Annotated in this window: 17 protein-coding genes; 9 read left to right on the forward strand and 8 right to left on the reverse strand. The window is 58.7% G+C overall.

From position 1 onward, the window contains the following. Window positions 1-30 precede the first annotated feature (30 nt). From phoU to ACOYXJ_RS09920, 3 genes are all read left to right on the forward strand, one after another. Entirely contained in the window at window positions 31-792 is a 762-nt protein-coding gene (gene phoU, locus ACOYXJ_RS09910; protein WP_007954334.1) for a phosphate signaling complex protein PhoU, read from the forward strand. A gap of 176 nt (window positions 793-968) precedes the next feature. Continuing rightward, entirely contained in the window at window positions 969-1,925 is a 957-nt protein-coding gene (locus ACOYXJ_RS09915) for a response regulator (protein WP_150649061.1), read from the forward strand. 208 nt (window positions 1,926-2,133) lie between these two features. Continuing rightward, window positions 2,134-3,030 (forward strand): peptidoglycan DD-metalloendopeptidase family protein, encoded by an 897-nt coding sequence (locus tag ACOYXJ_RS09920; RefSeq protein ID WP_460369238.1) that lies wholly within the window; start codon window positions 2,134-2,136, stop codon window positions 3,028-3,030. A gap of 128 nt (window positions 3,031-3,158) precedes the next feature. On the opposite strand, the gene ACOYXJ_RS09925 is transcribed toward ACOYXJ_RS09920, so the two are convergent. From ACOYXJ_RS09925 to phoB, 3 genes are all read right to left on the reverse strand, one after another. Beyond that, window positions 3,159-4,499, reverse strand: a complete 1,341-nt coding sequence (locus tag ACOYXJ_RS09925) for a hemolysin family protein (RefSeq protein WP_007920256.1) — start codon at window positions 4,497-4,499, stop codon at window positions 3,159-3,161. A 110-nt stretch (window positions 4,500-4,609) separates the two neighbouring features. Beyond that, window positions 4,610-5,896, reverse strand: coding sequence for a phosphate regulon sensor histidine kinase PhoR (gene phoR / locus ACOYXJ_RS09930; protein WP_263597610.1), 1,287 nt, complete (start codon window positions 5,894-5,896; stop codon window positions 4,610-4,612). A gap of 74 nt (window positions 5,897-5,970) precedes the next feature. Beyond that, window positions 5,971-6,660, reverse strand: a complete 690-nt coding sequence (gene phoB, locus ACOYXJ_RS09935; RefSeq protein WP_007896474.1) for a phosphate regulon transcriptional regulator PhoB — start codon at window positions 6,658-6,660, stop codon at window positions 5,971-5,973. Window positions 6,661-6,811: 151 nt separating this feature from the next. On the opposite strand from phoB, the gene ACOYXJ_RS09940 reads away from it, so the two are divergent. Next, window positions 6,812-7,195: a COG4315 family predicted lipoprotein gene (locus ACOYXJ_RS09940; RefSeq protein WP_460369241.1), complete on the forward strand. Its 384-nt coding sequence runs from the start codon at window positions 6,812-6,814 to the stop codon at window positions 7,193-7,195. 112 nt (window positions 7,196-7,307) lie between these two features. On the opposite strand, the gene ubiA is transcribed toward ACOYXJ_RS09940, so the two are convergent. Together ubiA and ACOYXJ_RS09950 are read right to left on the reverse strand one after the other, a co-directional pair. Then, the gene (gene ubiA, locus ACOYXJ_RS09945) at window positions 7,308-8,198 is read right to left on the reverse strand and encodes a 4-hydroxybenzoate octaprenyltransferase (protein ID WP_110718154.1); all 891 of its coding nucleotides are present in this window, start codon (window positions 8,196-8,198) and stop codon (window positions 7,308-7,310) included. Continuing rightward, on the reverse strand, window positions 8,198-8,758 hold the full coding sequence (locus ACOYXJ_RS09950) for a chorismate--pyruvate lyase family protein (protein WP_460369243.1): 561 nt from the start codon (window positions 8,756-8,758) through the stop codon (window positions 8,198-8,200). Before ACOYXJ_RS09950 ends, ubiA begins: the two co-directional genes overlap by 1 nt. Before the next feature lie 201 nt (window positions 8,759-8,959). Here ACOYXJ_RS09950 and ACOYXJ_RS09955 point away from each other — a divergent pair, with 201 nt between their 5' ends. The 3 genes from ACOYXJ_RS09955 (at window position 8,960) to ACOYXJ_RS09965 (ending at window position 10,762) form a co-directional block, all read left to right on the forward strand. Further along, a complete protein-coding gene (locus tag ACOYXJ_RS09955; RefSeq protein WP_003437744.1) occupies window positions 8,960-9,127 on the forward strand; it encodes a rubredoxin in 168 nt (55 codons plus the stop codon). Between the two features lie 20 nt (window positions 9,128-9,147). Then, the gene (locus ACOYXJ_RS09960; RefSeq protein ID WP_460369245.1) at window positions 9,148-10,296 is read left to right on the forward strand and encodes an NAD(P)/FAD-dependent oxidoreductase; all 1,149 of its coding nucleotides are present in this window, start codon (window positions 9,148-9,150) and stop codon (window positions 10,294-10,296) included. Between the two features lie 190 nt (window positions 10,297-10,486). After that, the gene (locus tag ACOYXJ_RS09965) at window positions 10,487-10,762 is read left to right on the forward strand and encodes an HU family DNA-binding protein (protein ID WP_003213368.1); all 276 of its coding nucleotides are present in this window, start codon (window positions 10,487-10,489) and stop codon (window positions 10,760-10,762) included. A 95-nt stretch (window positions 10,763-10,857) separates the two neighbouring features. On the opposite strand, the gene ACOYXJ_RS09970 is transcribed toward ACOYXJ_RS09965, so the two are convergent. Genes ACOYXJ_RS09970 through tssI form a run of 3 tightly spaced genes read right to left on the reverse strand, consistent with a single transcriptional unit; the run spans window position 10,858 to window position 15,962 of the window. Further along, entirely contained in the window at window positions 10,858-11,937 is a 1,080-nt protein-coding gene (locus ACOYXJ_RS09970) for a hypothetical protein (protein ID WP_460369247.1), read from the reverse strand. Between the two features lie 13 nt (window positions 11,938-11,950). Further along, complete coding sequence (locus tag ACOYXJ_RS09975) at window positions 11,951-12,619, reverse strand: DUF2931 family protein (protein ID WP_460369249.1); 669 nt, start codon at window positions 12,617-12,619, stop codon at window positions 11,951-11,953. Beyond that, window positions 12,612-15,962 (reverse strand): type VI secretion system tip protein TssI/VgrG, encoded by a 3,351-nt coding sequence (tssI, locus tag ACOYXJ_RS09980; protein ID WP_460369251.1) that lies wholly within the window; start codon window positions 15,960-15,962, stop codon window positions 12,612-12,614. The genes ACOYXJ_RS09975 and tssI overlap by 8 nt, the downstream gene beginning before the upstream one ends. A gap of 714 nt (window positions 15,963-16,676) precedes the next feature. Here tssI and tssA point away from each other — a divergent pair. Together tssA and tssB are read left to right on the forward strand one after the other, a co-directional pair. After that, window positions 16,677-18,239, forward strand: coding sequence for a type VI secretion system protein TssA (tssA, locus tag ACOYXJ_RS09985; protein WP_038359349.1), 1,563 nt, complete (start codon window positions 16,677-16,679; stop codon window positions 18,237-18,239). A 32-nt stretch (window positions 18,240-18,271) separates the two neighbouring features. Then, window positions 18,272-18,775, forward strand: a complete 504-nt coding sequence (gene tssB / locus ACOYXJ_RS09990) for a type VI secretion system contractile sheath small subunit (protein WP_003229587.1) — start codon at window positions 18,272-18,274, stop codon at window positions 18,773-18,775. Window positions 18,776-18,790 lie beyond the last annotated feature (15 nt).

Below are 18,790 nucleotides of genomic sequence, written 5' to 3' on the forward strand. Positions count from 1 at the left end.
CACCTTACCGGACGCTCCAAGGACGCCAACATGATTAGTAAAGAAGGCCTTACCCATCACATCTCCGCGCAGTTCAACGCTGAGCTTGAGGAAGTGCGCAGCCACCTCCTGGCCATGGGCGGGCTGGTCGAGAAGCAGGTCAACGACGCGGTGACTGCACTGATCGAGGCCGACTCAGGTCTGGCTCAGCAGGTGCGCGAGATCGATGACCAGATCAACCAGATGGAACGCAACATCGACGAAGAATGCCTGCGCATTCTCGCCCGTCGTCAACCGGCGGCGTCCGACCTGCGTTTGATCATCAGCATTTCCAAGTCGGTGATCGACCTTGAACGCATCGGCGACGAAGCGACCAAGATCGCCCGCCGCGCGATTCAGTTGTGCGAAGAAGGCGAAGCGCCGCGCGGTTACGTCGAGGTTCGCCACATCGGCGACCAGGTGCGCAACATGGTTCGCGATGCACTGGACGCGTTTGCCCGTTTCGACGCCGATCTGGCGTTGTCGGTGGCGCAGTACGACAAGATCATCGACCGTGAATACAAGACTGCGCTGCGTGAGCTGGCCACCTACATGATGGAAGACCCGCGCTCTATCTCGCGGGTCTTGAGCATCATTTGGGTGCTGCGTTCGCTGGAACGCATCGGCGATCACGCGCGCAACATCTCCGAACTGGTCATTTACCTGGTGCGCGGCACCGACGTGCGCCACATGGGCCTCAAGCGCATGAAAGAAGAAGTTGAAGGGACAAGCGGCGAAACCGCTAATGTTCCGGGCGATGCTGACGATAAGTAAGATTGCCTGAGAAAAGCGCCCGGCCCTTTGGCCGGGCGTTTTTGTTTGTGCTTTTCATGGGCAGATTCGATTAAAAAGCAGCACCCGCGAACGAAAAGTCCCGGCGTGACTGAAGAGTTTTGGCAATGTGCCATCAGCCAGCGTTATGCTTGCCGGGATTTTAATAGGGGTGTTGGATGAGCAAGATCAGTGTGTTGGTCGTGGACGATGCTTCGTTCATTCGTGACCTGGTGAAAAAGTGCCTGCGTAATTACTTCCCGGGGATCCGCACCGAGGACGCCGTCAACGGTAAAAAGGCTCAGGCCATGCTGGCCAGGGAAGCGTTTGACCTGGTTCTGTGCGACTGGGAAATGCCGGAAATGTCCGGTCTCGAGCTGCTGACCTGGTGCCGAGAGCAAGACAACCTCAAGACCATGCCGTTCGTCATGGTCACCAGCCGTGGCGACAAGGAAAACGTCGTGCAGGCGATTCAGGCCGGTGTTTCCGGCTACGTCAGCAAGCCGTTCACCAACGAGCAACTGCTGACCAAGGTCAAGCAGGCGCTGAACAAGGTCGGCAAGCTCGACACCCTGATGAACAGCGCGCCGACCAAAATGAACTCGGCGTTCGGCAACGACTCCCTGAGCGCCTTGACCGGCGGCAAGCCTGCCGTGGTCGGCGGCGCGCCGGCAGCTGCTGCGGTCAACCCGTTTGCCAAACCGGTTGCTGCCGCGCCAGCGCCCGCTGCTGCGCCATCCCGTGGCTTGCTCAACAGCCCTCCGGTCAAGGCACCCGCCGCCGCGTCGGCGCCGGCCAGCGGTCGCGGCCAAGGCCAATTGCGTCTGCCAAGCGGTACTCAGCAATGCGTGATCAAGGCCCTGAGCATCAAGGAAGCATTGTTGGTGGTAAAACGCACCGACACCCTGCCGCAGATCCTCGACAGCGCCGTGCTCGATCTGGAGCAGGGCGACAACGCCGAAATCGCTCGCCTCAACGGCTATCTGCACGCCGTCGTCGCGTTTGAGCAGAAACCGGACAGCGAATGGCTGCAACTGACCTTCCGTTTCGTCGATCAGGATGCGCAGAAGCTCGACTACATCTCCCGCCTGATCGCTCGCGGCACGGCGCAGAAGCACTTCGTTCCGGGCGCGTGATCTTCGTCGCCTGACAGTCCGCCTTCGCGAGCAGGCTCGCCCCACCCTGGAATGCATTCCAAATGTGGGAGCGAGCCTGCTCGCGAAGGGGCCATCACTTGCACCACCAATCTCCCAGACTGGCCAATTTGAAACATCTGTCGACTAGCCTGGTCTGCTTCACCTGCTAGGCTCATTTCCAGGCCTTCCTTTCGACAGACTCTTGCCCATGCTCGCGCGCCTGCTGTTTCTCTATGGTCTCTTCATGGCCTCCACCTCGGCTGTGGCCATGACCATTTACAAATCCACCGATGCCAACGGCGTGGTCTCGTACAGCGACCGCCCGAGCAAAGGCGCGCAGGTGTTCGTCTTTCAGGATCGGATGGTCGAACGCCTCGAGCGCCAGGTCTACCTCGATATCAAGAAGCAGAAGGGCACCGACGTAGTGTTCGTACGCAACGATCTGTATGCGCCGGTTGAGGTGGCACTGGCGTTTACCGGGTTGAGCAATGTGCGTGGTGCACCGACTCAAACCATCCGCCGCGTGCTGCCGGCACGCAGCAATACGCGGCTGGCGCTGCTGACGGCGGTGTCCGGCAAGCAGCCGCTGGTGTATACGCCGCAATTTCACTACTCCCTCGGCGACCCCGCTGGAACCGCGCAGGGCTATCGTTATCCGCTGCCATGGCGCGGTGGGCCGTTCCGCCTGAGCCAGGGCGCCAACGGCCAATACAGCCACTACGGGCCGAAGAACAAGTACGCGATGGACATCGCCATGCCGGTCGGCACGCCGATCATTGCCGCGCGGGCCGGGGTGGTGGTGAAGACCGAGAATTCACAAACCGGGCGTGGCTCGGATGCGTCCGGCAATTTTGTGCGAGTGCTGCACGACGACGGCACCATGGGCGTGTACCTGCACCTCAAACAAGGTTCGGTGAGCGTGCGCGAGGGGCAAAGGGTGACGGTGGGCAGTCCGTTGGCGCTGTCAGGCAACACCGGCAACAGCAGCGGTCCGCACCTGCACTTTGTGGTGCAGCGCAATACCGGAGACGGGCTGGTGTCGATTCCGTATCAGTTCAATCAGCCGCTGGGGGCGTTGCCCAACTTTGCGTTGGGCAAGCAGTGATGAGGTATCTGATCTGACGCCTTCGTCGGAACGCCGCCCGGAGCAGGCTCGCTCCCACAGTTGAAATGCATTCCAGAGTGGGAGCGAGCCTGCTCGCGAAAGGGGCGGCGCGGTGCTGGATCAGCCCATCAATCCAGCATCAACACCTTGGCCAGCACAATCTTCGGCCCTTTCATCTTCTTGATGATGATCCGCAGGCCTTCGACTTCCAGCACTTCTTCCTCTTCCGGCACCCGTTTCAGGGTTTCGTAGACCAGCCCGGCGAGGGTTTCCGCTTCGATGTGATCAAGGTCGATGCCCAGCAAGCGTTCCACCTTGAACAGCGGCGTGTCACCACGCACCAGCAGCTTGCCCGGTTGATAGGCGAGAATCCCGCGCTCAGCCTTGCGGTGTTCGTCCTGAATGTCGCCGACCAGCACTTCCAGCACGTCTTCCATGGTCAGGTAGCCGATGATGTTGCCGTCAGCCTCCTCGACCACGGCGAAGTGCGAGCCACCCTTGCGGAACTGCTCCAGCAACTGCGACAGCGGCATGTGCCGTGACACGCGCTCCAGCGGACGGGTCAGCTCAGCCAGGTTGAACGACTCGGGAATGTGGTCCAGCGCCGCCAGTTCCAGCAGCAGATCCTTGATGTGCAACAGGCCGACGAACTCCTGGCGCTCGCTGTCGTACACCGGATAACGGCTGAACTTGTGGCGACGGAACATCGCCAGGATTTCTTTCAGCGGTGCGTTGAATTCCAGGGTGATCAGGTCTTCGCGGGAGTTGGCCCAGTCGACCACTTCCAGTTCGCCCATTTCCACCGCAGACGCCAGAACACGCATGCCCTGATCGCTCGGATCCTGACCACGGCTGGAGTGCAGGATCAGTTTCAGTTCTTCGCGGCTGTAATGGTGCTCGTGGTGCGGGCCGGGTTCGCCCTGACCGGCGATACGCAGAATCGCGTTGGCGCTGGCGTTGAGCAGGTAGATCGCCGGGTACATCGCCCAGTAGAACAGGTACAGCGGCACCGCCGTCCACAGCGACAGCAGCTCGGGTTTACGGATCGCCCAGGACTTCGGGGCCAGTTCGCCGACCACGATGTGCAGGTACGAAATGATGAAGAACGCGGTGAAGAACGACACACCTTTGACGATCTCCGGCGACTGCACGCCGACCGCGCTCAGCAGCGGTTCGAGGATGTGTGCGAACGCCGGCTCACCGACCCAGCCGAGGCCAAGCGAGGCGAGGGTAATACCCAGCTGACAGGCCGAGAGGTACGCATCGAGCTGACTGTGTACGGTGCGCAGGATGTGCCCACGCCAGCCGTTCTGATCGGCGATGGCCTCGACCCGGGTCGAGCGCAGTTTGACCATGGCGAATTCCGCCGCAACGAAAAAGCCGTTGAGCAAAACCAGGATCAGAGCGAAAAGGATCATGCCGAAGTCGGCGAAAATTGTAGCGAGGGACAAGCCAGGGGAAGGATCCATGATGGAGTTTTGCGGGTTCCGTGTGATTCAAAAGAGAGAAAAGTCGCGCCTGAAAGGCAGGCACAAGTCAGCCAATGTAGCGGCTGACCTGGCGATTGCCTAGTGCGACATTACTCAGCGGCGCTGATCGCCCGCGCCTGGGCTACCTGAGCCGGGGCGAAATGGCAGGTGAACGTGCTGCCGTGACCGGGCACGCTGCTGATCTCCATGCGTGCGCGGTGGCGCAGCAACACGTGCTTGACGATGGCCAGGCCCAGGCCTGTGCCGCCAGTGTTGGAGTTGCGGCTGGAGTCGACGCGGTAGAAGCGTTCGGTCAGGCGCGGCAAGTGTTTGCTGTCGATGCCGATCCCGGAATCCTGCACGCTCAGGTGTGCGCCTTGATCGTCACCCCACCAGCGAATGCGGATGTTGCCCTCGGCCGGGGTGTACTTCACCGCGTTGAACACCAGATTGGAAAACGCGCTGCGCAACTCCGCTTCGCTGCCCTTGAGCAACAGGCCGGCGTCAGCGTCGAGGGTGATGCGCTGGTTCTTTGCGCCGGACAATTGCTGCGCATCGCTCTTGATCGATTGCAGCAGGGTGTCGACCTGCACCGGCTGGTTGTCCGATGGATAATCAGTGGCTTCGAGTTTCGCCAGCAGCAACAAATCGTTGAGCAGCGTCTGCATGCGCCCGCCCTGTTGCTGCATCTGCTGCAGGGCACGGCTCCAGCGTGGATTCACTTCTTCGACGTTGTCGAGCAGGGTTTCCAGATAGCCGCAGATCACTGTCAGTGGTGTGCGCAACTCGTGAGAGACGTTGGCGATGAAGTCTTTGCGCATCTGTTCGAGTTGATGGATACGCGTGACATCGCGCACCAGCATCAGGTGTTCGTTGTTGCCATAGCGGGTCAGGTACAGCTGAATGCGCACGCGATCATTGGTCGGCGAGGGGATTTCCAGCGGCTCGGCGTAGCTGTCCTGCTCGAAGTATTCCTTGAAGCGCGGATGGCGCACCAGGTTGGTCACCGGTTGGCCACTGTCTTGCGGCGTCTTGAGACCGAGCAGGGTTTCGGCGGCGCGGTTCCACCATTCCAGGTTGCCGTCGCTGTCGAGCATGATCACCGCGTCTTTCAGCGCAGCAGTGGACTCTTGCACCCGGTCGATCACCGCTTGCAGGCGCCCGCGTACGCGTTGGTCGCGGCGTTGCAGGTGGTAGATGCTGTCGAACACCTCGCCCCACAGGCCATAGCCGTCGGGCGGTGCTTCGTCGGGTTGATGCTGGCGCAGCCATTCGTGCAGCCGCAGCAATTGCTTGAGCGTCCAGCCCAGATAAATCCCCAGACCCGCCGCGAGGCTCCAGCCGTAATAGCCGGTGATCAGGCCGATCACCAGGCTGGCGGTGACCAGCAACAGCATGTGGCGAATCAGGGTGCCATGCCAGTTTTGATTCACGGGAAATACGGTCCTTGTCAGCGAGTCTGGCGGTCGGCTCAGGCCTTGGTGGAAAACCGGTAGCCGGTGCCGCGCACGGTTTGTACCAGATTTTCGTAGGCGTCGCCGAGGGCCTTGCGCAGGCGGCGGATGTGCACGTCGACGGTGCGCTCTTCAACATAGACGTTGCCGCCCCAGACCTGATCCAGCAACTGGCCACGGGTGTAGGCGCGTTCCTGATGGGTCATGAAGAATTGCAGCAGACGGTATTCGGTCGGGCCCATCTCGGCGGGTTTGCCGTCGATGGTCACGCGGTGGCTGATCGGGTCGAGCAGCAGTCCACCGACTTCAATCGGCGCTTCGCCGTCGGTCGGACCGGCGCGGCGCAGCACGGCTTTGAGACGGGCGACCAGTTCACGCGGGGAAAACGGTTTGGTGATGTAGTCGTCGGCGCCGACTTCCAGACCCTGGATCTTGTTGTCCTCTTCGCCCTTGGCGGTGAGCATGATGATCGGGATGTCCCCGGTCAGCTCGTCACGCTTGAGGCGGCGGGCCAGCTCGATACCCGAGGTGCCGGGCAGCATCCAGTCGAGCAGGATCAGGTCCGGTTTGCGGTCGACGATGATGGCGTGGGCCTGCTGCGAGTTCTCTGCCTCGAGGCAGTCATAGCCGGCCATTTCCAACGCAACGGCGATCATTTCGCGAATGGGCGCTTCGTCGTCGACGATCAGAATGCTCCTGCCAACCATGCCTTAATCCTCTTGTCATTTAACTGTCTTGCGCCGCATTAGATAACGGAATTATTGCAGTCGTGTGACAGTATTTTAGTCCGGCGGCGATTGTGCAAATCCTGAACTAAGCTCTAAGTCCGAATCCTGACAACCACAAAAGAAGGTTTCCATGACTCAAATGACTGTTTCTTTCAAAGCCCTGCTGATGGCTGCGGCCCTGACTCTGCCTGGATTTGCGCTGGCTGCGGAGCCGGCGATGGAGAAGGACGGCATGTACACCGACCACAAGGGCATGACCCTGTATACCTTCGCCAAGGACTCGGGCGGCAAGTCGATGTGCAACGACAAATGCGCAACCAACTGGCCGCCGTTGATGGCGACCGCGGGTGACAAGTCGATGGGTGACTGGACTGTCATCAAACGCGACGACGGCACGATGCAATGGGCCTACCAAGGCATGCCGCTGTACACCTTCGTGATGGACAAGAAAGCCGGTGACATGACCGGTGACGGCAAAATGGACGGCGCGTGGAAAGTCGCCAAAGCCAAGTAAGCGCGGTCCCTTGTAGGAGTGAGCCTGCTCGCGATAGCGGTGTATCAGTCGGCATTTTCGTTAACTGACACACCGCTATCGCGAGCAGGCTCACTCCTACATTGATTGGTGTTTAGCGCAACGCGTAATCCAGCACGATCCCGACGAAAATCGCCAACCCGGCCCAGTGGTTGTGCAGAAACGCTTTGAAGCAACGCATACGGTCGCGATCCCGCGTGTACCAGAATTCCCACGCGTAGCACCCGGCAGCCACCAGCAAGCCGAGATGGAACCACATCCCCAACTCGAACTTCGAACCGGCCAGCAACAGGCAACCCAGCGACAACGCCTGCAAGCTCAGGATGATCACTCGATCCGCTTCGCCAAACAGAATCGCCGTCGACTTCACGCCAATCTTCAAATCGTCATCGCGATCGGTCATCGCGTAATAGGTGTCGTAACCCACCGTCCACAGCAGATTGGCGATCCACAGCAGCCAGGCCGCCGCCGGCAACTCGCCGGTCTCGGCGGTGAACGCCATCGGCATGCCCCACGAAAACGCTGCACCCAGCACCACTTGTGGGTAATAGGTGTAGCGCTTCATGAACGGATAAGTGAACGCCAATGCCAGACCACCGAGCGACAGCCAGATCGTCGGCGCATTGGTGCACAGCACCAGCAGAAAACTCACACCCATCAACAGCGCGAAGAACACCAGCGCTTCTTTCGAACTGATTCTGCCGGCCGCCAATGGTCGTTGTGCGGTGCGTTTGACGTGGCCGTCGACCTTGCGATCCGCCCAGTCGTTGATCACGCAGCCGCCGGCGCGGGTGAGCACCACGCCGAGGACAAAAATCACCACGTTGGCCAGCGACGGCGAACCTTTGCCGGCAATCCACAGCGCCCATAGCGTCGGCCACAGCAGCAGGTAAATGCCGATCGGCTTGTCCATCCGCGTCAACTGAATGAAATCCCAAGCACGCGGGTTCAAGCGATTCAGCGACTTGAGCAGGCTCTGATACATCAGCAGTTCTCCGGATGGGCGCGGGCGGCGGTCCACAGGTTCGGCAGGAAGATTTCCGCGACCAGTACGCTCAGCGCACCACGGTCGAAGCGCGAACGCCGGCCCCACAATTCTGGCGCTTTGGCGGCTGGCGGCAGCCATTGTTCAGGGTAGTGGCAAACTTCGAGGGCGCGGCGCTGGAACGCCTGATCGCAAAACAGCAATTCGCCCAGCGAGCGGCTGCCCAGTTCGTCCATGTGCAAACCGTCGCCCTGCAAAGCGGCGCGTGAGGCGACGCTGCGAGCAAACACCCAAGCCTCGCCATGACCGCGCAAATACACCTCGCGCACCCAGCCTTCGCTGCCCACGGCCAGATCCAGTGCGGCGCATTCGTCAGCGCGCAAGGTGTCCCAGCCTTCAAACAGCGGCGTGACGCTGAAGCCGTCATTGGACAACCGGGTCAGTCGGCGGGTGAGGGAGCCTTCGTCGAACAGCCAGTCGAGGGTCAACGAATCGGGGAGGGGCGTCAGTTGGCTTTGGGTCAGCCAGAGCGGGGTCGGGCAGGCATTTGAATGTTGCACAATGAGTCATTATTGGCCGCAAATGAGGCGGCGAGCTTACCATGGTGAGCTGCGCTATTGATTGATCCGGGTCGCCATTGCGCCGAACAGGCTTGCATCTGCCCGGCTCCATCAGTACAAAACGCCCTGAGCCGGATGGCAGCGCAACACCCATCGACCGTCCGCGCCGGCACCCAGCCTGAACCCTGAGGAAGTACCTGAATGAAAAAGTGGCAATGCATCGTCTGTGGCCTGATCTACAACGAAGCCGATGGCTGGCCGGATGACGGCATCGCGCCGGGCACCCTGTGGCAAGACGTACCGGAAGACTGGCTGTGCCCGGACTGCGGCGTCGGCAAGATGGACTTCGAAATGATCGAAATCAACTAAGCACAATCAAGGAGTAAGGCATGAGCGCACCTGTCGTCATCATTGGCACTGGCCTTGCGGGCTACAACCTGGCCCGGGAGTTTCGCAAACTCGACAGCGAAACCCCGCTGCTGCTGATCACCGCCGATGACGGCCGCTCTTACTCCAAGCCGATGCTCTCCACCGGTTTCGGCAAGAACAAAGACGCCGATGGCCTGAGCATGGCCGAACCGGGCGCCATGGCCGAGCAGTTGAAGGCCGAGGTGCGCACTCATACGCGCGTCAGCGGCATCGATGCCGGCCACAAGCGCTTGTGGATCGGCGAAGAAGCGGTTTATTACCGCGATCTGATCCTCGCTTGGGGTGCAGAAACCGTGCGTGTGCCCATCGAAGGCGATGGCGCGGATCTGGTGTTCCCGATCAACGATCTCGAAGACTACGCACGTTTCCGCGCCGCTGCGGCGGGCACGCGCCGGGTGTTGTTGCTCGGCGCCGGCCTGATCGGCTGCGAATTCGCCAATGACCTGATTCTCGGCGGCTACGAAGTGCAACTGGTGGCGCCGTGCGAACAAGTCATGCCGATGCTGCTGCACCCGGCCGCTGCGGCTGCCGTGCAGGCCGGACTGGAAAGCCTCGGTGCGAAATTCCACCTCGGCCCCGTGCTGACCCGATTGCAGAAAGTCGCCGACGGACTGGAAGCGCACCTGTCCGACGGTCAGGTCATCCCGTGCGACGTGGTGGTGTCGGCGATTGGCCTGCGCCCACGCATCGATCTGGCGGCCGCTGCGGGCGTACAGGTCAATCGCGGTGTCGTGGTCGACCGGCACCTGAAAACCTCCCACGCCAATATCTACGCCTTGGGCGACTGTGCCGAGGTCGACGGGCTGAATCTGCTGTACGTAATGCCCCTCATGAGCTGTGCGCGAGCACTGGCACAAACACTCGCCGGTAACCCGACCGCCGTCAGCTACGGCCCGATGCCGATCACCGTGAAAACCCCTGTGTGCCCGTTGGTGGTTTCGCCGCCGCCACGGGGCAGCGAAGGCGTCTGGACGGTTGAAGGGCAGGGCGCCGACATCAAAGCCCTGTGCCACAGCGCCGACGGCCAATTGCTCGGTTACGCGCTGACCGGTGCAGCCGTGATGGAAAAACTCGCCCTGAACAAACAGCTTCCGGCCCTGCTGGCGTAAATACCGGTCGTTCTGTCGGAATCACCCCGCTTTTGCCCCTACAAAGGTCGCGGGGAGACTGGCGCCGCCGGTATCCGCGTGCCATTCTCACTCCCGTCTGCCGCAGAGTAGAGCCTGCGGCGCCTTGGGCGCTGTTCCAACGAGAACAGCACGGACATAACAACAAAAAACCGTCAAAGGGGCTTCACTAATGCGTAAACCAGAACTCGCCGCTGCAATCGCTGAAAAAGCAGATCTGACCAAAGAACAGGCCAACCGCGTACTCAACGCCGTTCTCGAAGAAATTACCGGCGCTCTGCACCGCAAGGACAGCGTCACGCTGGTCGGCTTCGGCACCTTCCTGCAACGCCACCGCGGCGCCCGCACCGGCAAAAACCCGCAGACCGGCGAGCCGGTCAAAATCAAGGCCAGCAACACCGTTGCGTTCAAGCCAGGCAAATCGTTGAAAGACAGCGTTAATCCTTAATTGCGGCGAACTCCTCGAATAACCGGGAGAACCGTATGAAAAATGGGCACACCAATTGCGGTTGGGTGCCCATTTTTTGTGGCTGACGGATCGGCTTATTGACGCCGGAAGCAGGCCTTACCGTTGCCAAAATTGACGGCCAAGCAGTTGGGTTCGATGGCTAATTGCAGATCTTTGAACAACACAGAAAGATCGCCGTTGGCAGGGTCAGGATAGGCTTGCCAGTCCAGCGTCGCCCATCGAGTTTCCGGCATGACGGTGAACCACTCGATTTCATCAGGAGAATTTTGTGTATGTAAGCCGATTTTTGCCAATGCTTTATTTGGGGAGAACGGCAGTGTCAGCGTGTTTCGCTGCGAGTCTGTCCAAACCTCCTTCAACGTCGAACCGTCTTCGAATTGCCAATGAACTTCCACTGGATGGATCGCGGGTGGTGAGACCGGATCGAAGTGATAAAACGTCAACCAATAGTTATGGTCAACTCGTTCTCGCTCTTCTGCAGCCAGATAACGGCTGGTGGTCGCCAGATCAAATCCGATGGGTTGTTCGAACATTAAGGGTTGGTTTTTTCGTTTCTTCCAACCAATGTTAAAGGCTCGGCTATCCTCCGCGACATTGAACCATTGATAGGTTCCACGATTTTGATCTGTGCCAAAGCCGATTTTTTTCAGCGTTCTCTGGTGATCGTAAGGAAACCAGAGGTCTGTTTGTTGATTCGAGTTCAGGAGCAATTGACCCGGTGGACCTGAATTGAACTCGAGACTGACCATCACGGGCTTCAGGGGCGGCGGCGGAGGTTGGTGATCGTAACGAAGCTCTAAAACGTAGCTCTCTTTAGCCAACTCATTGCTTTCTTTGTCGGCATGCTCCTTGAGTTCGACCAGAGTTCTCTCGCGTGAAAGATTGTAGGAAAGCTTCTTTGCTGGTTGGGCAGCAGGCTCTTGCTCCAGCATGAGAGTGTTTTCCTCGACATACCAGTTTCCCTTGGCGAAACCGCCAGTCGATCCGTAGGCGATACCAGCAGAAAAGCTGCCGTCCTTACGCAACAGCAACTCGGCGGCCATTTCCATGGCGCCAGACAGGTAGTAATGGCCGTCCAGTGACGAGGTGTCTGCAAACGCCTGGGTAGCGGGAAGCCACATCAGCGCTGCGAACAACAGCGGTTTCAATTCCATGAGGTAATGCTCCTTACCAGCTCCCGAAGGGGATGCCGAATTTTTCGATGTAGGCTTTGGATACGTCGGTTAGAGGCCGATGTTTACCGCCGGATTTACCCTCGTAAGGGCCTTTGGGATTGATTGTTCCTTGAACGCGGGCAATTTCGACCGCCTTAAAGCAGGGGCCGCCCAGCCAGACCTTTGCTATGCCGCCGGGTGCCAGACCGATACCGATATCATTGCGGTAATCGGTGATCCATTTTCCATCAGCCCTGCAGAAAGCTTTTTCCGGCTTGCGCATGATTTCCCGGGCCGATTCGGAAATGGTGATGTAAGCCTCATAGGTTTGAGGTTCGGCCTGGGATTGCCATCGTACATAGATCAAACGGGGCAGGTCGGCGCCGGTGACGTCCCGCCCTGCGCCACTTCCGGGGTTTTCTGGCCACCCTGCGGGCGTGCCTTTGTTATCAGCGGGAGTTCTTACCGAAGCAATCCCGGCTCCGGCACGTCGGAATACTCGCTCTCGAATATCCACCACATCGGCGGTTTCAATCCAGACCTCCATGTAGTCCGGTGCTCCAAAGCCAAGAAACCATGGCAGCTTGTCCGCAGCCTGGGAGACGTCTAGTCCGCAGCCGGCCAATAATATGCCTAGAAGGAAGTACATTGTTTTCCTGATAGGTCGAGTGAAGTCATTCATGGGGGTGCACCACTCGTTGATTGTTCTTGGTTGGTCGGTTGATGAAAACAATATTCAAGTCGCTGCTGTTCAAGCCCTTGGCTGCATTCCAGTGAGCGGAAAGATGTATATAGCGGCTACGTAACAAAGCCCTTTCTTTGATAGTCAGCGCTTCGACGGATGATTTTCCAAGCGCATAAGCTTCAAGCTTGGCGTGGATCGGGATCAATTCCGCAGGCAGGGCCAGTCTTGGCTCATTCTCGTCAATCTCTTGGAATGGCACTCCATGCCTAACCGCAAGCTCACGCATGATGCGCAGATACACCAGCGACAGCTCGCCATGTACTGGCCGCTCAATGCTGGCCGCCGCGTAAACCCGCTTTTGAGGATCCGGGCTTGATCTACCATTTGCTGTTGATTGAGTAACGGCTCTTTCCCAAAATGCCACGCGCAAATGACTGCCCGGGACGTCCTCATCGATGACGCCTTTTGCATACCAGGCAAATGCTTCTTTCTCGGCCGCAACATAGGCCACACTGCGGGTCGCGTCCTTGTCTCGGCTGATAGTGCTGGTGATCGGGTTGCTCAGCAGAAGTTTTTCCTTGGCCCTGGGCAAGTAACCGCCGCCCAGATCCGAGTGAACACCGGGCAAAGCCAGATCGATGTCGCCCAGGCTGTTAAGTGCGAAGTTCTCGCGATATTCATCACGCGCAACCAGATGGACTACTTTTTTGGCGCAACCATCAGGCAGCTTTAAATCGAGACCGTGGTTTCTGCTGTTAGCGCCGGTAAAATCGAGCAGCCATGGGTTGGCGATTGCTGCAACGGTGTCAAACAAACCTATGAAATTAATGCTGATACTTGATTGCGGCTGCCAGTCAAAGGTGCTGGAGAGAGCCGGAGAACCTGCTGGAAGCGCATCCGCAAGAATACTGCGATTGCCTTTGAGAACTTCATTTGCAAAGTGTCGAGCCGCAGCGGCACCTCGACTGAAGCCGAAAATATCGAATTCGATCTTTTCTATAAGTAGATTGGGGTTCTTATCGATCAGTGAGCGAAATTGGCGAATGATTTTTTCAGGGCTCTGCTCCACACGAGCCGATACGCCAGTCTCTCCTCGGCCTGTCGCTTGTGCGTAAAGTGAGTCACCTGCGTCAGCTGTTGTGCCAATACCTTCGATATACACGCGCAAAGAGGCGTTTCTCGTTTTCTCCGGCAGTGTTTCGAAGGAATGATCCGTATACAGCTCATACAGCCGCACAATATTGCTCACATCGTTTCCATAACTGTTGTCCGGCGAACTCCCGTTTCCGTCGTAACCGTAGGTGGCGCAGTGCTGCTGGATCTCTGCAGCCGCTTCCGCAAGATTGGCGTCTGCGGCGTAGCACGCGGCGACCGTCTCGCTGTTGGCCTTGTTATTCCCGGTGCCATCGAAAAACACGCCGATACGCAAAGTAATTCCCTCCGGCGTCTCATCGTCCAGCTCGACTTCTTCCTCCTCTTCTTCGAGTTCGTCCTCTGTAGGTGCGTGTACCGCTGGCGCAACGGGAAACGCTCCATCCAGGCCTGGAAGCAGCAGATTGGGCGCTTCACTGTCGTGTGGCTTGCGGCCCGTCTTGATTTCCGTGCTGCTGAAAATACCGCCCGCGTCGATCACGAGGTGATGGCCACCGGCTTTCAGCGTGATGCTAGCCCCGGCATCCAGCACCACACTGGCGCCGGCCTTCAGATGCACTTGCTGGCCGGCCTCGATGTCGAGAGACTTTCCAGCCTGGGTGTAACTGCTGCCATTGATGGTTTCGCGGCGTTCGTTGCCCACTTCCAGTTGAAGGCTGTTGCCGATTTTCTGCGCCATGTCGCGTTGCGCGCGCAAGTAGATCAGTTCCTGTCCCGCGCGATCTTCAATCGACAGTTCGTTGTAGCCGCCATTGCGCGGCGAGCTTTCGCTGCGCAAGACGGTTTTGGTCTTGTGGTCGGGTAAAGAGTAGGGCGGCGTGGTAACTCTGTTGGCCACACACCCGGTGATCAGTGGTTTGTCCGGGTCACCCTCCAAAAAGGACACCACGACTTCCATGCCGACCCGCGGAATGGTCACAGCTCCAAAATGATCTCCGGCCCAACTGCTCGCCACGCGTACCCAGCAACTGCTGCGCTCACTGTTGAGTTCTTTGCGATCCCAAGGAAGTTCGATCTTCACGCGACCTAACTCATCGCAGTAAATCTCTTCGTCTTCGGGGCCGGTAACCCGTGCGGTCTGGATCACCAGCGGGCGGCGTGGTGCAGGCAGCGGAGGCCGGAAAACCACCTCAGCGGGAATCACGCTAAAGCGATTTCGGTAGCCTTGGGTAAAACCATCGGCGGTTTTGACGTCGCTGGGGCCGAACTCCTCAAGCACTTGTGGCTGTCGGCCTTCATGGGCAACGCTGAGCAGAAACCACAGGTCGTTGCACTTTTTACGCGGGTGTCCGGTCAGCTCAAACAGGTGGCCACAACGCAGATTCGTCTGATCGCTTTCGCCGTCGCCCAGTTCGTAATCGCTACGGTGGCGCTCCAGTGCCTGACGGGCAATTTGTTTGCCGCGCCTTTCGTTCTCGATCAGCAGCGGATAGCGGTAGTCCTCAAGCGTTGGAGTGAACCCGGCGGTGAAGCAGCTTTCAAGCAACAGGCTCGGGCGCTTCAGGTCGTAGTCACGGCGGGTGACGGAGCTGGTGCGCGTGCTGTTACGCACACCAAATCGGCTGATCACCTGATGCTCGGCCACCATGCCGGATTCCTGCTTATACGGTGTCGCAGCCAACCTGGGGAGAAACACCTGGTCATCGGTGAACACCAGCAAATGGCCGTCTGTCGAATGCTGGTGATGCCAGGCGATACCGTCCTCGGCGCACAGCCGCTGGATAAATTCAAAATCGCTTTCCGCGTATTGAGTGCAATAGTCGCGAGGCGGATTCGGGGTGACATGAAAGCTGAAGGCATCACCTTGAATACCGTGACCCTTGAGCACCTGCGCGATGATCTGCGGCACCGTGCGCTGCTGAAAAATCCGTTGGTCATGGCTGAACTGCAAGTAGTACAACGCCGGCACCAGCGTCAGTTGGTAATCGGTGAGGCGTTTTCCGGCTTCACCCATCCGCACATCTTCAATGCGTCCGTGAATGCCTTCTTGGTTAAACCCGAATTGCAGAAACGCCGGCTGACTGAGCAGACCTTCCAGATCGATATCCGCTCGTTCGCTGACCAGCTCAATACGGATGGCGTACAGGCCGCTGATGGCTTCATCACCCTCAAACGCGAGCACCTTGAAGTCGTGGCGAACTCCGGGAATTTGCAGGTTAAAAGGCGCGCAATTGCCCGTACTGAACATACGCTTGTCCTTAAGCAAGGTGAGTCGACGCGCGGTGTCCGATCCTCCGTGATCGCCACGCATAAAAAATTTGCCAAGGCACGCTAGCTGCGGGGGAAATAAATTGATGTAAGAACCGTCTCTGACATTTGTCAGAGACTTCCGGGTTGTAAGGTGTTGTGTGAATTGAAGGAAATGACTGTAGGAGGGGAGTTCGATAACTATTGAATTAGCACGAATGTGCAGTGTTTCCGGCCTGCTGAAAGTTTCACAAAGTAATTTGCCATCAAATTGATGGCACTTTTTCTGTTCGTCATTGTCCTCGCTGAATTATTCAAAGAGGCTGATGCATTTTCGGAAGTGTCCTACTTCTATTTTTTTCAAGAGTTGTCATGCTTGCCACCCTGTAATGGGACGAGCGTCCGGGAGGATGTCGTCTCGCCGTACAGAAGCGCTCTGGCTCAGGGCTTTGGCGGGGGAGACAGAAATGTGGCGAATATAAATGACTATCAGGGATTCCCTTGCGACATATAGGGCAATCTCCTACAGGCCCCAATGAACACTTCGTCTTGTTGTTTAATCAGATGCTTGCTAGTGGCCATCATAGTGATTACGATGCGCCCACTTGAAAGAGCACATCTCAATTGGATGAGTCGCACCACCGCTCTTCGATACTGTCCCGCGCCGCGGTTACTCCAATAGGCGCCTGACTGTAATCCTTAATAAAGGCCATGGATGTCCTACTCAAGCAAACTTTCCGCCCATTACCTCGAACTCGCTAAAGTCTCTGTTTCCAAAGAGAATTTCGCGGGCGAAGACGTTCGTTTTTCGAGCGAATTCGAGGCGCTGGAAAGCGAGCTGGCCAAAGCCTCGTCGATGCACGAAAGCGGGCAGATCGACTGGCTGAAAATTCGCGAAAACAGCGAAAATCTGCTGCGTACCCAATCCAAGGATTTGCGTGTCGGCGCCTGGCTGACCTGGTCGCTGTACCAGCGCGAATCCTTCCCCGGGCTGCTGGCCGGCCTCGGTCTGCTGCACCATCTGTCGGAAAACAACTGGGCCGACGTTCACCCGCTCAAACCCCGCACCCGTGCCGCCGCCATCGGCTGGCTGGTGCCGCGTCTCGAGCAAGTCATCACCGAAAACATTGCGATCAAAGAGCAGTTGCCGATGTTCCGGCAGCTCTCCGAGCACCTGTCCGGTCTCGAAGCGGCGTGTGCTGAGCACCTGGGCGATGATTCGCCGCTGCTGCTGCCGATCTCCCGTCGCCTGAAAACCATGATCCAGCGCGCGGCCGACAACCAGCCGGCCCCCGGTGTGGTCGGTGCGGCGGTGGCGCAGGTCAAGCAGGCGGCGAGTCAGTTGCTCACCCCCGGCGCACCGATCGACAACGAGCGCGAGGCGCACAAAGCCCTGCGCGCCCAACAGGAAAGCGCCCGGCCGCTGTGCGCCTGGTGGCTCAAGCAGAAAGCCACCGACCTGCGCGCCCTGCGCCTCAATCGCACGCTGCTGTGGATGACCATTGACGCGGTGCCGGAGCGCAACGCCGAGCAGATCACCGTGTTACGCGGTCTGCCGCTGGAAAAACTCAAGCTCTATCAGGACCGTTTCGATCAGGGCAAATACGCTGATCTGCTGGTGGAACTGGAGGCGAGCCTGGCGAAGGCGCCGTTCTGGTTCGATGGCCAGAGGATGGTCTGGGAGTGTCTCCAGAACCTCAACGCCGAGCTGGCAATGCGCGAAGTGGAAATCCACTTCGCGCTTTTGGTTCAACGGCTGCCCGGCATCGTCGAGTTGCGCTTCCATGACGGCGCGCCGTTTGCCGATCCGTCCACCCGGGCGTGGATCGCCGCCAACGTCATGCCGCACCTGCAAAGCGCCAGTGCGCCGCGCAAGGTCGAAAGCGAAAACGTCGAAACCCAGCCGGCCTGGGAAAAGGCCCTCGAAGAAGTCCTGCCGCTGCTGCGCAAGGAAGGCCTGAAGCCGGCCGTGCAGACGCTCAAGCAAGGTTTGCAGTCGGCCCATGGCGGGCGCGAGCGCTTCTTCTGGCAGTTCGCCCTCGCACGGCTGTGCTTCATGGCCAAGAAATACGAACTGGCCAAGAACCAGCTGGAAACCCTCGATCAGACATTACAGGACTCAGGCCTGCACGCCTGGGAGCCCGATCTTGCATTGGAAGTGCTGCATCTACTGCATAGCTGCTGCGAGTTGTTGCCGCAGAACCATGCCGTACGTGAACGCAAGGAAGAGATTTATCGCAGGCTGTGCCACCTCGACCTCGAAGTGGTACTCGAATAGGCCCCAGGGCCACAACCGCAAGGAGAAAAGCCATGGCCAAAGAAGGCTCGGTAGCCCCCAAGGAACGCATCAACGTCACCTTCAAACCCGCCACCGGCGGTGCTCAGGAAGAGATTGAACTGCCGCTGAAGCTGCTGGCAATCGGTGACTACACCCACCGCAAGGACGATCGCAAAATCGAAGATCGCAAGCCGATCAGCATCGACAAGATGACCTTCGACGAAGTGTTGGCCAAGCAAGAACTGGGTCTGACGCTGAGCGTGCCGAACCGTCTGCAGGAAGATGGCGAGGCCGACGAGCTGGCTGTGCAACTGCGCGTCAATTCGATGAAGGACTTCAACCCGGCCAGCCTGGTCGAGCAAGTGCCTGAGCTGAAAAAACTGATGGAACTGCGCGATGCGCTGGTGGCCCTCAAAGGCCCGCTGGGTAACGCACCTGCGTTCCGTAAAGCGATCGAAGGCGTGCTCGCCGACGACGAATCCCGCGGTCGCGTACTCGGTGAGCTGGGCCTGAACGCCGCAGCCCCGGACGCCTGAGACTCCAGCCAAGGA

The organism is Pseudomonas sp. Tul2A7, from assembly GCF_054790505.1.

What these genes read in the sequence shown, in the direction of transcription:
- ACOYXJ_RS09955 (WP_003437744.1), top strand. Translation starts at nt 8,960, where the DNA reads ATGAAAAAGTGGCAATGCATCGTCTGTGGCCTGATCTACAACGAAGCC.
- ACOYXJ_RS09920 (WP_460369238.1), top strand. Translation starts at nt 2,134, where the DNA reads ATGCTCGCGCGCCTGCTGTTTCTCTATGGTCTCTTCATGGCCTCCACC.
- ACOYXJ_RS09915 (WP_150649061.1), top strand. Translation starts at nt 969, where the DNA reads ATGAGCAAGATCAGTGTGTTGGTCGTGGACGATGCTTCGTTCATTCGT.
- ACOYXJ_RS09975 (WP_460369249.1), bottom strand. Translation starts at nt 12,619, where the DNA reads ATGAATGACTTCACTCGACCTATCAGGAAAACAATGTACTTCCTTCTA.
- ACOYXJ_RS09965 (WP_003213368.1), top strand. Translation starts at nt 10,487, where the DNA reads ATGCGTAAACCAGAACTCGCCGCTGCAATCGCTGAAAAAGCAGATCTG.
- ACOYXJ_RS09940 (WP_460369241.1), top strand. Translation starts at nt 6,812, where the DNA reads ATGACTCAAATGACTGTTTCTTTCAAAGCCCTGCTGATGGCTGCGGCC.
- ACOYXJ_RS09970 (WP_460369247.1), bottom strand. Translation starts at nt 11,937, where the DNA reads ATGGAATTGAAACCGCTGTTGTTCGCAGCGCTGATGTGGCTTCCCGCT.
- ubiA (WP_110718154.1), bottom strand. Translation starts at nt 8,198, where the DNA reads ATGTATCAGAGCCTGCTCAAGTCGCTGAATCGCTTGAACCCGCGTGCT.
- phoB (WP_007896474.1), bottom strand. Translation starts at nt 6,660, where the DNA reads ATGGTTGGCAGGAGCATTCTGATCGTCGACGACGAAGCGCCCATTCGC.
- tssI (WP_460369251.1), bottom strand. Translation starts at nt 15,962, where the DNA reads ATGTTCAGTACGGGCAATTGCGCGCCTTTTAACCTGCAAATTCCCGGA.
- phoU (WP_007954334.1), top strand. Translation starts at nt 31, where the DNA reads ATGATTAGTAAAGAAGGCCTTACCCATCACATCTCCGCGCAGTTCAAC.
- tssB (WP_003229587.1), top strand. Translation starts at nt 18,272, where the DNA reads ATGGCCAAAGAAGGCTCGGTAGCCCCCAAGGAACGCATCAACGTCACC.
- tssA (WP_038359349.1), top strand. Translation starts at nt 16,677, where the DNA reads ATGTCCTACTCAAGCAAACTTTCCGCCCATTACCTCGAACTCGCTAAA.
- ACOYXJ_RS09960 (WP_460369245.1), top strand. Translation starts at nt 9,148, where the DNA reads ATGAGCGCACCTGTCGTCATCATTGGCACTGGCCTTGCGGGCTACAAC.
- ACOYXJ_RS09925 (WP_007920256.1), bottom strand. Translation starts at nt 4,499, where the DNA reads ATGGATCCTTCCCCTGGCTTGTCCCTCGCTACAATTTTCGCCGACTTC.
- phoR (WP_263597610.1), bottom strand. Translation starts at nt 5,896, where the DNA reads ATGCTGTTGCTGGTCACCGCCAGCCTGGTGATCGGCCTGATCACCGGC.